This window comes from Mycolicibacter icosiumassiliensis (assembly GCF_900078685.2).
Taxonomy (GTDB): Bacteria; Actinomycetota; Actinomycetes; order Mycobacteriales; family Mycobacteriaceae; genus Mycobacterium; species Mycobacterium icosiumassiliensis.
In genome coordinates this window covers 647,245-660,890 of sequence record NZ_LT546166.1, presented here as the reverse complement: position 1 = coordinate 660,890, position 13,646 = coordinate 647,245, and the positions used below count along the sequence as shown (strand labels likewise).

Sequence of the window (13,646 nt, the reverse complement as noted above, 5' to 3'; positions counted from 1 at the left end):
CTGCGCGTGGCGGCCTAGCCGTGCTGCGGATGGGCACGCTCGGCGGCCGCTTTGAGTGCTGCCAGCGTGGCCCGCATGCCCTCGATCATCTCGTCGTCAAAGCTGTCCTCCCCGCCGAGCACGAGATTGACGATTGTTTTCGACATCCAGCCGGTGCCTTGCGGGGGCACCAGCCGCCGCTCGGTCAGTCGGGTTCCTTCCGAGGTTGCCTCGATCTCGAACGTCCAGGTGCTGTCGTTGGTCAGCGTGCGGAAGGCGATGATTCGCTGGGGTTCGAGGCGTTCGATCTTGGACGCTGTCGGCCAGACTTTGCTGCCCTGGCGGTTGATGTTGACGGTGTAAGCACCTTGGCGCAACGGCCCCACCAGCCGCATCCATCGGCACTGCGGACTCCAATTCGGCATCTGACTCAGGTCGGAGACCAAGCTCCAGACCGTCTCGGGCGCAGCGTTGATGCTGATGGACGTTTCGAGGTTCTTCTTCGTCATCTCCGATCACCTTCCGTTGGATTCGCGGGTGATGGTCTTTCGCAGGTGATGGTCGGCAGCGCGGCGTGACCAGCGCAGTGGAACCGTCGCCGAGGTCAGCAGGGCAAAGGCGAGGACCGCGGTGGTGGTGCGGGCGAGGTGAGCCACCTGCCAGCGGTCGCGCACTGTCGCCCAGTCACCCGGCGGTGAGGACACCGTCCAGTTCAGCTGTTCGGTGTTGATCGGCACGCTGACGACCACGCTGATCAGCAGGCTCGTCGTAAGTAGCGCTACGGCGGCGGCCGGTACCAGCCGGCGGTCGCCGGTCCGGCGGGTCATGGTGATGGTCAGCACCGCGGCGGCCAAAATGGCCGGCAGCAGCAGTGCGGTGGCCAGATCGTCGAGGTGCTCGAGTTCGATGAGCCGGACCTGCGTGTAGACGTCGCCACCGTAGCGGCGCAAAGTGACTTCGAGAACCAAAACGGCGGTGAGGAAGCCCGCGAACATGCCACTGAACAGCACCGCGGCGAAGCCGGCCACCGGGGCGAACCGAGTCATGAGGCCGTCGCCGAAGCGGGACCGGCGTCATCACGAGAACCCGCTTCCCGCCGGATCATCTGCCACAGACTCGGGGTGCTCTCGGTGGTGGACACGATGACGGTGCGTCCGGCACTCATCGGGTCTGCTGCCAGGGTCACCAGATAGTCGGCCAAGTCGATGCGCGCGGTGAACGCGCCCACGGGGTCGATCTCGCCGCGCAGATAGTCGGTGGGTGCGGGCAGATCGAACAGGCCGGAAGGTCGGACGATCGTCCAGTCCAGGCCACTGCCACGGACAACACTCTCCATGCGACGGATGTCGGCGTAGACGGTCTTGCCGATCGTCTTGGTCAAGATGGGCTCGACGAGGCGCAGGCTCAACGGGATGCGGCTGCGGCGCATCGGGAATGCGGCCGTCGAGCTGACAACGATTAGGCGCCGCGTCGAGGCGGCGTCCATGGCGGCGACGATGTTGGCGGTCCCCACCGAGTAGGTGTCGACCGGCTCGCGGGTGAACGTGACGCCGAGTGTTGAGACGACGGCATCGACACCGGCCACCGCAGACCGCACGGCTGACGCGTCGTGGGCGTCCGCGGCCACCACGGTCAACCCGCTTCCGGTCAAAGGAAATTGACTCGGATAACGAGTGACGGCCCTAACTCGGTGGCCGGCCCTCAGGGCCGCCGCGGTTACCAGACGGCCGGTTTGACCGTTCGCGCCGAACAAAGCGATTTCCACCGCTACCCTCCTTCAATAGTCACTAAATATGATGATCACAATATATGACTATCACTAAGAGTGCTAGTGTGCGATCTATGAGTGACCGGCCGACGGGCATTACCGCGCTCGATGAACGCATCCCGTTTCTGTTGTCCCAACTCGGCGCGCACATGGCGACGGAGTTTGGGCGCCGCGCGGCCGGGCTCGGGGTGCAACCCCGGACCTACGCCGTGCTCATGGCGTTGGCCACCCACGACGGCCAGTCCCAGCGCCAGCTGTCGGCGCGGTTGGGCATCCACCGCAACGCGATGGTCTCCGTGATCGACGCGTTGGAGTCCGACGGCCTGGTCGAACGCCAGACCTGCGCGCAGGATCGACGCGCGTTCGCGATCACGCTGACCGACCGGGCCCGTGACCTCCTGCCGGACCTCGATCGCGCGGGCCGGGAGCTGGAGAGTGCGGTGACCGAACCTCTTTCGCCGGCCGAGCGCAACACGCTGCGCGGCCTGCTGCAGCGCGTTGCTGCCGGCGCGGACTTGATCCCCGGCGTGCACCCGGACTTCGCCGGAGGTGCGGCGAGCAACTGATAGCCGGGACCCTTGACAATTAAGTTAGCGGCCGCTTAGTTTAGGGTGATGAGGACGAGCAAGGCGAAAGCTCGTATCGGCAGGCCTCCGGCCTCGGATGCCGAGCCCACTGCGGAGCGCATCTTGTCGGCGGCGCTGGCTCTGTTCGCCGAGCGGGGCTTCGCGGCGACCTCGGTACGTCAGATCGCCGCGGCCGTCGGCGTCACCGACGCTGCTCTTTATTCGCACTTTGCCAGTAAGCAGGCGATATTCGACCGTTTGGTCGAGTCGATGGGCCCGCCGACTCCGGCGCTTCTGGGTATGGACCCGGCGGTGATCCGCGGCGCCGCCCCAGCGGTGGTGATTCCCGCCGCCGTCGAGCGTCTGCTGGCGCACTGGAGTGATCCAGAAGTGCGGATGTTCACGGCAGTGTTGTTGCGCGAGGGCGGGCGAGCCGGCGCAGGCGCAGACCTGGCGGACAGCATCGAAGTGGCCCGAAGCCTCCTGACGCCGGTATTCGAGGCCTGGCAAGACGCCGGACACCTGCGCCGCGACGTACCCGCACGCCAGATCGTGTGGGAGCTGCTCGCGCCGCTCAACGTCATCCGCTTTCTCTTCCTGCGCCACGACGCCGATCCGTCCGATCTCGCCGACGCACGCCGCATGGCCGCCGAGCACCTCGACTACTTCCGCGTCTGCGCCTTCACCTCACCGACTGACCACCTCACCGACTGACGGGAGCGCGACATGACGAGTCTGGAATTCGGCATCGGAACCGCGATAGCCGTGGCGATGGCCGCCGGGTTCAGCCGCATCAGCTCCGGGCGGTCATTGATCGTCACCTTCGTGCCCGGCGTGGCCGTCAGCTGGCTGGTGCTGTCGTGGATGTTCGTCCACCACGTGGACCTGCCCGCCGCCGACCAGTTCGTGCCGTACTTCTTCGCCGCGCTGGTCGTGCAGTTCCTGCACTTCGCCGAGGAGTTCAGGACCGACTTCAAGACCTTCTTTCCGATCCTTTACGGCGGCAGCCCGTACTCCGACAACCTGTTCGTCACCTTCAATATGGCCGCCTATGCCGTCTTCACCTCTTGCGCGCTGTCGGTCTTCTACCTCGGTGCCCGCTACCTGCTGATGCCGGCACTGTTCTTTATCGTTTACGGCGCCATCGGCAACGCGATCTCGCACACGGTGTGGAGCGTGGTCGCCCGCGGCTACCGCCCGGGCCTGGTTACCGCGCAGGCGTACTGGATCATCGGGCCGCTCGCGCTGTGTCGACTGACCGGCAGCGCGGTGGCGACCGCAGTCACCTGCCTGTTCTTCGGCATCGTCTTGCTGATCACCCTCAACGTTCCCTCGACGCGAGCGGGCCGCCAGGCCTACGCTGGCCTGGTCCGGGCCTGATTTACCGGGTCAGGAATCGCTCGGCGAACGACCCATCCTCCCCTCGGGAACAAATCCGCGTCCGCACCCGTTGACCTCCTCGACAAGTTGAGTCATAAGCACTCAAGTCTGGGTTGACAGCCAAGCCGCTGAAGGAGCATCCTTGAGCGCAGTCCGCTCAGACTAGGGATATCGTCTATCAGGGAGGAACCACAATGGCTCGTGCGGTCGGAATCGACCTCGGGACCACCAACTCGTGCGTCGCAGTGCTGGAGGGCGGCGACCCCGTCGTCGTAGCCAATTCGGAGGGTTCGCGCACCACCCCATCGGTCGTCGCGTTCGCCCGCAACGGCGAAGTGCTGGTCGGCCAGCCCGCCAAGAACCAGGCGGTCACCAACGTCGACCGCACCATCCGCTCGGTCAAGCGCCACATCGGCTCGGACTGGAAAGTCGAGATCGACGGCAAGGACTACACCGCGCAGGAGATCAGCGCCCGCGTGCTGATGAAGCTGAAGCGTGACGCGGAGGCCTACCTCGGTGAGGACATCACCGACGCGGTGATCACCGTGCCGGCCTACTTCAACGACGCTCAGCGTCAGGCCACCAAGGAAGCCGGTCAGATCGCCGGGCTGAACGTGCTGCGCATCGTCAACGAGCCCACCGCGGCCGCGCTGGCCTATGGACTGGACAAGGGTCACAAGGAACAGACCATCCTGGTGTTCGACCTCGGTGGCGGCACCTTCGACGTCTCCCTGCTGGAGATCGGCGAGGGCGTGGTCGAGGTGCGGGCCACCTCCGGTGACAACCACCTCGGCGGCGACGACTGGGACGACCGTGTCGTCGACTGGCTGGTCGACAAGTTCAAGGGCACCTCGGGCATCGACCTAACCAAGGACAAGATGGCCATGCAGCGGCTGCGTGAAGCGGCCGAGAAGGCCAAGATCGAGCTGTCCAGCTCGCAGAGCACCTCGATCAATCTGCCCTACATCACCGTCGACGCCGACAAGAACCCGCTCTTCCTCGACGAGCAGCTCACCCGTTCGGAGTTCCAGAAGATCACCCAGGATCTGCTGGACCGCACCCGCAAGCCGTTCCAGTCGGTGATCAAGGACGCCGGTATCTCGGTGTCGGAGATCGACCACGTGGTGCTGGTGGGTGGTTCCACCCGGATGCCCGCGGTCACCGAACTGGTCAAGGAGCTGACCGGTGGCCAGGAGCCCAACAAGGGCGTCAACCCGGACGAGGTTGTCGCCGTGGGCGCCGCGCTGCAGGCTGGCGTGCTCAAGGGTGAGGTGAAAGACGTTCTGCTGCTTGACGTCACCCCGCTGTCGCTGGGTATCGAAACCAAGGGCGGCGTGATGACCAAGCTGATCGAGCGCAACACCACCATCCCGACCAAGCGCAGTGAGACCTTCACCACCGCCGACGACAACCAGCCGTCGGTGCAGATCCAGGTCTTCCAGGGTGAGCGTGAAATCGCTTCGCACAACAAGCTGCTCGGCTCATTCGAGCTGACCGGTATCCCGCCGGCCCCGCGCGGTGTCCCGCAGATCGAGGTCACCTTCGACATCGACGCCAACGGCATCGTGCATGTGACCGCCAAGGACAAGGGCACCGGCAAGGAGAACACGATCAAGATCCAGGAGGGCTCCGGCCTATCCCAGGAGGAGATCGACCGGATGATCAAGGACGCCGAGGCGCACGCCGAGGAGGACCGCAAGCGTCGCGAAGAGGCCGACGTGCGCAACCAGGCCGAGTCGCTGGTCTACCAGACGGAGAAGTTCGTCAAAGAGCAGCGCGAAGCTAAAGAGTCTGGGGGCGGCGCTGCAGTTCCTGAGGACACCTTGGGCAAGGTCGACGCCGCGATCGGCGACGCGAAGAAGGCGTTGGAGGGCACCGACATCGGCGCCATCAAGTCCGCGATGGAGAAGCTGGGCGTCGAGTCGCAAGCGCTCGGACAGGCGATCTACGAGGCCACCCAGGCCGAGCAGGCCGCCTCTGAAGGAGCGGGTGCCGGGTCCGGTGGCGACGACGACGTCGTGGACGCAGAGGTGGTCGACGACGGAGACACCAAGTGAGTGAAGAGAACTCGCGCGAACCGTCTCCGGAGACCATCACCGTCACCGATAAGCGGCGCATCGACCCGGAAACCGGTGAGGTGCGGGAGGGTTCCTCCGAGCCGGCCCCTAGTGGGCCGGCGCCGGAGGACTCGGCCACCGATGGTGACCAGGCCGACCAGGTCGCCGAGCTGACCGCTGACCTGCAGCGGGTACAGGCGGACTTCGCCAACTATCGCAAGCGGGCGCTGCGCGATCAGCAAGGTGTCGCGGACCGGGCCAAGGCCGCAGTGGTGACCGAATTACTCGGGATCCTCGACGATCTGGACCGAGCCCGCAGCCACGGCGACCTGGAAGCGGGTCCGCTGAAAGCGTTGGCGGACAAGCTGACCGGTGTGCTTACCGGTATGGGACTGACATCGTTCGGTGCCGAGGGCGACGAGTTCGACCCGTCGCTGCACGAGGCGGTCCAGCATGAGGGCGACGGGACTCACTCGGTGATCGGCACCGTCCTGCGGCAGGGCTACAAGCTCGGCGAGCAGGTGCTGCGGCACGCGATGGTCGGGGTGGTCGACACCGTCCCGGACGCCGGGGCCGAGGTTGTCGACGGCGACACTGCTGAACAGAATTGACAGGTAAGGAGGTGACGCGGCGTGGCTCAGCGTGAATGGGTCGAAAAGGACTTCTACAAGGAGTTGGGCGTCTCCTCCAACGCCAGCGAAAAAGAGATCAAAAGCGCCTACCGCAAGTTGGCCTCCGAGCTGCATCCGGACAAGAACCCCAACAACCCGGCGGCCGCGGAGCGCTTCAAGGCGGTGTCTGAGGCCTACAGCGTGTTGTCCGATGAGGCCAAGCGCAAGGAGTACGACGAGACCCGTCGGCTGTTCGCCGGCGGCGGTTTCGGGAGGCGCTTCAACGGCGGCGACGGATTCGGCGGCGGTAACTTCGACCGGTTCTCCACCGGCGGCGACGGCACCGAGTTCAACCTCAACGACCTGTTCGGCGCTGCCGGGCAGACCGGCGGGGCCAACATCGGTGATCTCTTCGGCGGCCTGTTCGGGCGCGGCGCACAGCAACGGCCCAGCCGGCCCCGGCGCGGAAACGACCTGGAGACCGACTCCGAGCTGAGCTTCCTGGAAGCCACCAAGGGCGTCGAGATGCCGCTGCGGCTGACCAGTGCCGCGCCGTGCACCAACTGTCACGGCAGTGGCGCCCGGCCGGGCACCAGCCCCCGAGTCTGCGCCTCGTGCAACGGATCCGGAGTGATCAGCAGTAACCAGGGCGCCTTCGGGTTCTCGGAGCCGTGTACCGACTGTCGTGGCAGCGGGTCAATCATCGAGCACCCGTGTTCGGAGTGCAAGGGAACCGGGCGGGCAGCCCGGACTCGCACTATCAATGTGCGGATTCCGCCGGGAGTCGAAGACGGTCAACGGATTCGGCTGGCGGGCCAGGGCGAGGCCGGTCTGCGCGGCGCGCCCTCGGGTGACCTGTACGTGACGGTGCGGGTGCGTCCGGACAAGGTCTTCGGGCGTGACGGCGACGACCTGACCGTCACCATCCCGGTGAGCTTCTCCGAGCTTGCCTTGGGCACCACGCTCTCGGTGCCGACGCTGGACGGCAAGGTCGGCGTGCGAGTGCCGAAGGGAACCGCCGACGGCCGGATTCTGCGGGTGCGCGGGCGCGGTGTGCCCAAGCGCGGCGGCGGCAGCGGCGACTTACTGGTCACCGTCAAGGTCGCGGTCCCACCGAATCTGGAAGGCCAGGCGCAGGAGGCGCTTGAGGCGTACGCCGCAGCCGAGCAAGCCAGCGGGTTCGACCCGCGGGCCGGATGGGCGGGTAACCGATCATGAGTAAGTCGGACAGTGCCCGCACCTTCCTGATCTCGGTGGCCGCCGAGCTGGCTGGGATGCACGCCCAGACGTTGCGGACTTATGACCGGATCGGTTTGGTCAGTCCGCAGCGCAGTTCCGGTGGCGGACGGCGTTACTCCGAGCGCGACGTCGACATGCTGCGCGAGGTGCAGCGGCTCTCTCACGACGAGGGCGTCAATCTGGCCGGCATCAAGCGGATCATCGAGCTGAGCAATCAGGTCGAGGCGCTGCAGTCGCGGGTCAAGGAGATGACGGCGGAGTTGGAGATGTTGCGGGCCAACCAGCGTCGCGAGGTCGCGGTGCTGCCCAAGAGCACCGCCGTGGTGGTCTGGCAACCGCGCCGCTAGCCGTTCCTTCATCGCATCAGCGGAGGCGGATGGAGAACTGGGCCACACCGGGCTGGCCCAGATCTGCCACCGCATAGCCGCCCCGGCGCAATGCGTCGGTAGGTGCGGCCATCGGCTCGAAGCAGACCACGTCTTCGGTGGCCGGCGCATAGATCTGCGCCGCCGGATAGCCCAGGTCGAACCGCACCTCGATGCGTCGACCGCCGCCGGAGACCGCGAACACCGCTCCCGGCGCCACTTCGTCGAATCCGTGGTCGAACACCTTGTTGCCCAACAATTCTGTCGACGCCGGGTGTGGCTCGGTTGCACCGGACGGGATGTTGTGGGCGTCGACGATCCGGGACCGCATCGTCGGGGTCTCGATGACCCACTGCGCCCGGGGCACGCCGGGAAGCTGAAGATAGGGATGGAAGCCGAAGCACAGCGGCACCGCCGCGTCGCTGGTGGCGGTGACCGTGGTGCGCACCGTCAGTGTGCGGTCGGCCAGCGTGACGGCCAACTCCAGCAGATGCGGGAACGGGAACGTCGCCAGCAGATCCGGGCGGGTCCCGAAGTCGAGTTCTGCGGTCAACGCCGATGCCGATAGCGCCCTCACCCGCCAACCGGCATCCCCGGCCAGGGTGCCGTGGATCGGGGCGCCGTATTCGTCGGCGTGCACCCCGCCGATTCCTGGGGACAGCGCTACTTGGGTAGCGCCTACCTGGTAGCCGTTGCCGCTCAAGCGATTCGCCCACGGGTACAACAGTGGGATGCCCATGGTCTTGTGCTCGGCAACGTAGCTGGCCACGCCCCGGCGCTGGCCGAGCAGTTCCACGCCGTCGTCGCACAGCGACGTCCCGATCATGCCCGCGCCTGGAATGAACGTCGCCGTCAGTGACGATGACGGATCGGACAATACGCAGGGCTCGAGATCAGTCACGTCTCACTCCGACAACGGGTCGTGTTGAATACGTTGTGGGGGTGCTCCTTTGGCGACCAATGCTGCCACGGTAGCCCGCGTCATCTCCGGCCCGCCACAGACCAAAATCTGGCGGTCTCCCCAGCTGCCGTAGCGGGTGACCACCTCGGCCAGTCGTCCGGTCTGCCGCACGTGCAATCCCCGCGGCGGGGTCACGTCGGGATAGTCGGCGGCCCATGCCGGGTCGCTCGCGTACTCCGATACCGGGGTCACCGACAGCCACGGATTGTGTGAGGCGATCTGCCACAGGGTGGGCAGGTCGTAGAGCTCGCAGGGATAGCGGCCGCCGAAGAACAAGTGCACACGCGGATTCACACCCCACCGGGTCAGGTCCATGATGATCGCCCGCAGCGGCGCCAACCCGGTACTGCCGGCGACCATCAACACGTCACCGGCATCGCGATCGACGTGCAGGCCGCCGTGGGGGCTGGACAGTCGCCATCGATCGCCGGGCCGGGATTCGTTGACGATCGCGGTGCTGACCAGACCGGCAGGGACCGCGCGGACGTGAAATTCGATGGCCCCGGTCTCGTCGATCGCGGGCACTGCGGCACCTCGACTTTGACGTACTGGCCCGGGTGATACGGCAGCGGTTGATCCAACTGGATCCGGACGACGGCGATGTCGCGGGAGACCCGTAGGTGCTCGACGACGGTGCCGTCCCACCATGCCGGTCCCTCCTCGGCATCGGCGGCCCCGCCCATCACCCCGATAATCAGGTTCAGCGCCTCGCTGGCGGCGGCGTCGACGGCGGCGGTCCAACGGTCGGCCAACTCGTCACGCAGGGTGGCCAGCAGCACTCGGCCCACCACGGCGTAATGGCGTTGCGTCACACCGTACTTGCGGTGATCACGGCCCAGTTGGGCCAAAAGCGTTACGGGTTCCTGTGCCCGTTGGGCGATGAACTCGCCGAGCACCCAGCTCATGGCATGCGCGAAAGCGGCCCGCTGGGTGGTCAGGTCGGCGGGGAACAGGTCGCGCACCGACGGGTCGGTGCCGAACCACCGGGTGAAGAACTGGGCGACAACACCGGTTCCGTCGGACGGCACGGCAAACGCGTCATGCAGCACGCGCAGCGCGTCGCGGTCGTCCAGGCCCACGGCCGCGATCTTAGTGCTGGCCGGTGGCGATGCCGGCTATAGCGCGTGAATCCCGTTGTAGACCACCATCGCACCGATAAGGACCAAGACGACGGCGACCAGCGCGGCGTGCTGCTGCTCCATCCAGTTCTTCAGCCGGTCCAGCGCTGGATTCAGTCGGTCGCTGGCCGCCAAGTAGCCCAGAATCGGGATCAGGACCGAGGATGCGGCGAGCGCGATGAAGAAAATGGCCGCCGGCCAGCTGTCCTGCCTGCGCAGTCCAGCGCTGCCGATGGCCAGGCCGGCCGCCGCGCACATGAACAGCACCTCCGGCCGGATCACGGCCAGCGCCGCGGCCGTCAGGCCAGCGCGCAGCGGGGACATCGAGGTGAAAGAGCGCATCCAGCGCGGCATCTCGCCGTGTCCGTGCCGGGTCAGCCACCGGTAGATGCCAAACGCGATCAGCACCGTACCGACGGCAATCCGCAACCACGACGCCCAGGTAGGCGGCGTTGTGTGCAGGCCGCCCAACAGTCCGGATACGGCGATGAAGGCGGCGGTCAATGCCGCCAGACCCACCAGCCAACCGAGTAGGAAGGCCAGTCCGGTCTCGCGTGGGCGCGCGGTGTGCAGCACCAGCACGGCCGGGATGACGGTGATCGGGGAGAGCGCCACTACCAGCGCGAGCGGTATCAACGCGGTCCACACCGAAGCCAGACTGGTCGTCATAGCAGCACCGTAGCTGACCTCGTGGGACGGGCCGGACCACGCAGAATGCTGCCCCTGCTAGATATCTATACGGGGTAGAGGTTCTCGGTGGTACCTACGCTGCGCCTGGGCTGGAGTGGCTGCCGCTCGATAAAAAATAGACTTGAGCGGAACAGACTCAACCTTGACGGCGTTGGACAACACGACAAGCATTTTCAGCGGGTCCCCGTAGGCCCGCTCTGACCCCGAATGGAGGTGTCGTGGACTCGTTCAACCCGACCACCAAGACCCAGGCAGCGCTGACCGCGGCATTGCAGACGGCTACTGCCGCCGGCAACCCCGAAATCCGGCCCGCCCATCTGCTGCAGGCCTTGCTGACCCAGAACGACGGGATCGCCGCGCCGCTGCTGGAGGCGGTCGGTGTGAGCCCGGCGACGGTCCGCGACGAGGCGCAGCGCCTGATCGATCTGGCGCCGCAGGTCACCAGCTCCAACGCGCAACCGCAGCTATCCCGCGACTCGCTGGCCGCGATCACAGTCGCCCAGCAGCTGGCCACCGAGCTCGACGACGAGTACGTCTCTACCGAGCACCTGATGGTGGGCCTGGCCACCGGTGATTCCGACGTTGCCAAGCTGCTGACCGGCCATGGCGCATCTCCGCAGGCGTTGCGGGAGGCGTTCGTCAAGGTGCGCGGCAGCGCACGGGTCACCAGCCCCGACCCCGAGGCCAGCTACCAGGCGTTGGAGAAGTACTCCACCGACCTGACCGCGCGTGCCCGCGACGGCAAGCTGGACCCGGTGATCGGCCGTGACACCGAGATCCGCCGGGTGGTGCAGGTTTTGAGCCGGCGCACCAAGAACAACCCGGTGCTCATCGGTGAGCCCGGCGTCGGCAAGACCGCGATCGTCGAGGGCCTGGCCCAGCGCATCGTCGCCGGCGATGTCCCGGACAGCCTGCGCGACAAGACCGTCGTCAGCCTGGACCTGGGCTCGATGGTGGCCGGCGCCAAGTACCGCGGCGAGTTCGAGGAACGCCTCAAGGCCGTCCTGGATGAGATCAAGGACTCCGCGGGCCAGATCATCACGTTCATCGACGAACTGCACACCATCGTCGGCGCCGGTGCCACCGGTGAGGGCGCGATGGACGCCGGCAACATGATCAAGCCGATGTTGGCGCGCGGTGAACTGCGGTTGGTGGGTGCCACCACGCTGGAGGAGTACCGCAAGTACATCGAGAAGGACGCCGCGTTGGAGCGTCGTTTCCAGCAGGTCTACGTCGGCGAGCCGTCGGTCGAGGACACCGTCGGCATCCTGCGTGGACTCAAGGACCGCTACGAAGTGCACCACGGGGTGCGCATCACCGACTCGGCGTTGGTGGCTGCGGCCACCCTTTCCGACCGCTACATCACCGCAAGGTTCTTGCCGGACAAGGCTATTGACCTGGTCGATGAGGCCGCGTCGCGGCTGCGGATGGAGATCGACTCGCGGCCCGTGGAGATCGACGAGGTCGAGCGACTGGTTCGCCGGCTGGAAATCGAAGAGATGGCGCTGAGCAAAGAAGAGGATGCCGCCTCCAAGGACCGGTTGGAGAAGCTGCGCAGTGAGCTGGCCGATTACAAGGAGAAGCTGGCGCAGCTGACGACGCGGTGGCAGAACGAGAAGGGTGCCATCGATATCGTCCGCGAGCTCAAGGAGCAGCTGGAGGCGCTGCGCGGCGAGTCCGACCGTGCCGAACGCGACGGCGACCTGGCTAAGGCCGCCGAGCTGCGCTACGGCCGCATTCCCGAGGTGGAGAAGAAACTCGAAGCGGCGCTGCCCAAGGCCGAGGCACGTGAGCAGGTCATGCTCAAGGAAGAGGTCGGACCCGACGACATCGCCGATGTGGTGAGCGCCTGGACCGGCATCCCGGCCGGCCGGCTGCTGGAAGGCGAGACCGCCAAGCTGCTGCGCATGGAAGAGGAGCTGGGCAAGCGCGTCGTCGGGCAACGCAAGCCGGTGCAGGCTGTCTCGGATGCCGTGCGGCGCAGTCGGGCCGGGGTCGCCGACCCCAACCGGCCCACGGGTTCGTTCCTGTTCCTGGGCCCCACCGGTGTCGGCAAGACCGAGCTGGCCAAGGCGTTGGCCGACTTCCTGTTCGACGACGAACGGGCCATGGTCCGCATCGACATGAGCGAGTACGGCGAGAAGCACTCGGTGGCTCGCCTGGTCGGTGCGCCCCCGGGCTACATCGGCTACGACCAAGGCGGTCAGCTGACCGAGGCGGTGCGCCGCCGGCCCTACACGGTGGTGCTGTTCGACGAGGTCGAAAAGGCCCACCCGGACGTGTTCGACGTGCTGCTGCAGGTCCTCGACGAGGGCCGGCTCACCGACGGCCAGGGCCGCACGGTGGACTTCCGCAACACGATCCTGATCCTGACCTCCAACCTGGGGTCCGGTGGCACCGAGGAGCAGGTGATGGCCGCGGTGCGGGCGGCGTTCAAGCCGGAGTTCATCAACCGGCTCGACGACGTGCTGATCTTCGAGGGCCTGGACCCCGAGGAACTGGTGCGGATCGTTGATATCCAGCTGCAGCAGCTGGCCAAGCGGCTGGCGCAGCGGCGCCTGACTATCGAGGTGTCGTTGGAGGCCAAGAAGTGGCTGGCCCAGCGCGGATTCGACCCGGTCTACGGGGCGCGTCCACTGCGGCGGTTGATTCAACAGGCCATCGGCGACCAGTTGGCCAAGATGCTGCTGGCCGGCGAGGTGCACGACGGCGACGTCGTGCCGGTCAACATCAGCGCGGACGGCGAATCGCTGATCCTGGGCTGAGATTCCCTTCACGTCACGGCCCCCCGGAAGCAGTTCCGGGGGCCGTGACGTGAGCCAAGCTCCTTTGCGGATGCGGTGTTGAAGCTGATCGGTTAGCCTGGCGGTTGCTGAGAAATTCCGGTGTTTTCTTACACCGTTGTTCATTCG

Annotated in this window: 13 protein-coding genes and 1 pseudogene; 8 read left to right on the top strand and 6 right to left on the bottom strand. The window is 66.4% G+C overall.

The window, feature by feature from the left end; genetic code table 11:
- Positions 1-14: 14 nt before the first annotated feature.
- The 3 genes from BN4346_RS26820 to BN4346_RS26810 are packed head-to-tail and all read right to left on the bottom strand — an operon-like array spanning position 15 to position 1,744.
- Positions 15-488 carry an SRPBCC family protein gene (locus BN4346_RS26820; protein ID WP_067968284.1) on the bottom strand — a complete coding sequence of 158 codons (474 nt, stop codon included), beginning with the start codon at positions 486-488 and terminating at the stop codon, positions 15-17.
- A gap of 6 nt (positions 489-494) precedes the next feature.
- Positions 495-1,025, bottom strand: coding sequence for a DUF1772 domain-containing protein (locus tag BN4346_RS26815; RefSeq protein ID WP_067968281.1), 531 nt, complete (start codon positions 1,023-1,025; stop codon positions 495-497).
- Positions 1,022-1,744, bottom strand: coding sequence for an NAD(P)-dependent oxidoreductase (locus BN4346_RS26810; RefSeq protein ID WP_067968278.1), 723 nt, complete (start codon positions 1,742-1,744; stop codon positions 1,022-1,024). Before BN4346_RS26810 ends, BN4346_RS26815 begins: the two co-directional genes overlap by 4 nt.
- A gap of 77 nt (positions 1,745-1,821) precedes the next feature.
- On the opposite strand from BN4346_RS26810, the gene BN4346_RS26805 reads away from it, so the two are divergent.
- The 7 genes from BN4346_RS26805 to BN4346_RS26775 all read left to right on the top strand — a co-directional run bounded on the left by BN4346_RS26805 (position 1,822) and on the right by BN4346_RS26775 (position 7,947).
- Positions 1,822-2,313, top strand: a complete 492-nt coding sequence (locus BN4346_RS26805) for a MarR family winged helix-turn-helix transcriptional regulator (RefSeq protein ID WP_067968276.1) — start codon at positions 1,822-1,824, stop codon at positions 2,311-2,313.
- A gap of 123 nt (positions 2,314-2,436) precedes the next feature.
- A complete protein-coding gene (locus BN4346_RS26800) occupies positions 2,437-3,027 on the top strand; it encodes a TetR/AcrR family transcriptional regulator (protein WP_067968273.1) in 591 nt (196 codons plus the stop codon).
- 12 nt (positions 3,028-3,039) lie between these two features.
- Complete coding sequence (locus tag BN4346_RS26795) at positions 3,040-3,693, top strand: HXXEE domain-containing protein (RefSeq protein ID WP_067968270.1); 654 nt, start codon at positions 3,040-3,042, stop codon at positions 3,691-3,693.
- Between the two features lie 194 nt (positions 3,694-3,887).
- A complete protein-coding gene (gene dnaK / locus BN4346_RS26790; protein ID WP_067968267.1) occupies positions 3,888-5,750 on the top strand; it encodes a molecular chaperone DnaK in 1,863 nt (620 codons plus the stop codon).
- Positions 5,747-6,361 carry a nucleotide exchange factor GrpE gene (grpE, locus tag BN4346_RS26785; RefSeq protein ID WP_167666199.1) on the top strand — a complete coding sequence of 205 codons (615 nt, stop codon included), beginning with the start codon at positions 5,747-5,749 and terminating at the stop codon, positions 6,359-6,361. Before dnaK ends, grpE begins: the two co-directional genes overlap by 4 nt.
- A 21-nt stretch (positions 6,362-6,382) precedes the next feature.
- Positions 6,383-7,579: a molecular chaperone DnaJ gene (dnaJ, locus tag BN4346_RS26780; protein WP_067968264.1), complete on the top strand. Its 1,197-nt coding sequence runs from the start codon at positions 6,383-6,385 to the stop codon at positions 7,577-7,579.
- On the top strand, positions 7,576-7,947 hold the full coding sequence (locus BN4346_RS26775) for a heat shock protein transcriptional repressor HspR (protein ID WP_067968261.1): 372 nt from the start codon (positions 7,576-7,578) through the stop codon (positions 7,945-7,947). Before dnaJ ends, BN4346_RS26775 begins: the two co-directional genes overlap by 4 nt.
- Before the next feature lie 16 nt (positions 7,948-7,963).
- Here the strand turns inward: BN4346_RS26775 and BN4346_RS26770 are convergent, their stop codons facing one another.
- The 3 genes and pseudogenes from BN4346_RS26770 to BN4346_RS26760 all read right to left on the bottom strand — a co-directional run bounded on the left by BN4346_RS26770 (position 7,964) and on the right by BN4346_RS26760 (position 10,713).
- Entirely contained in the window at positions 7,964-8,866 is a 903-nt protein-coding gene (locus BN4346_RS26770; RefSeq protein ID WP_067968257.1) for an aldose 1-epimerase, read from the bottom strand.
- A gap of 3 nt (positions 8,867-8,869) precedes the next feature.
- Positions 8,870-10,005 (bottom strand): annotated as a pseudogene (locus BN4346_RS26765) (globin domain-containing protein).
- Between the two features lie 36 nt (positions 10,006-10,041).
- Complete coding sequence (locus BN4346_RS26760) at positions 10,042-10,713, bottom strand: GAP family protein (protein ID WP_067968254.1); 672 nt, start codon at positions 10,711-10,713, stop codon at positions 10,042-10,044.
- Positions 10,714-10,952: 239 nt separating this feature from the next.
- Here BN4346_RS26760 and clpB point away from each other — a divergent pair, with 239 nt between their 5' ends.
- Complete coding sequence (gene clpB / locus BN4346_RS26755; protein WP_067968251.1) at positions 10,953-13,499, top strand: ATP-dependent chaperone ClpB; 2,547 nt, start codon at positions 10,953-10,955, stop codon at positions 13,497-13,499.
- Positions 13,500-13,646 lie beyond the last annotated feature (147 nt).

Coding starts and splice junctions, on each gene's coding strand:
- BN4346_RS26820 (WP_067968284.1), bottom strand. CDS start 488: ATGACGAAGAAGAACCTCGAAACGTCCATCAGCATCAACGCTGCGCCC.
- BN4346_RS26815 (WP_067968281.1), bottom strand. CDS start 1,025: ATGACTCGGTTCGCCCCGGTGGCCGGCTTCGCCGCGGTGCTGTTCAGT.
- BN4346_RS26805 (WP_067968276.1), top strand. CDS start 1,822: ATGAGTGACCGGCCGACGGGCATTACCGCGCTCGATGAACGCATCCCG.
- BN4346_RS26795 (WP_067968270.1), top strand. CDS start 3,040: ATGACGAGTCTGGAATTCGGCATCGGAACCGCGATAGCCGTGGCGATG.
- dnaK (WP_067968267.1), top strand. CDS start 3,888: ATGGCTCGTGCGGTCGGAATCGACCTCGGGACCACCAACTCGTGCGTC.
- BN4346_RS26775 (WP_067968261.1), top strand. CDS start 7,576: ATGAGTAAGTCGGACAGTGCCCGCACCTTCCTGATCTCGGTGGCCGCC.
- BN4346_RS26760 (WP_067968254.1), bottom strand. CDS start 10,713: ATGACGACCAGTCTGGCTTCGGTGTGGACCGCGTTGATACCGCTCGCG.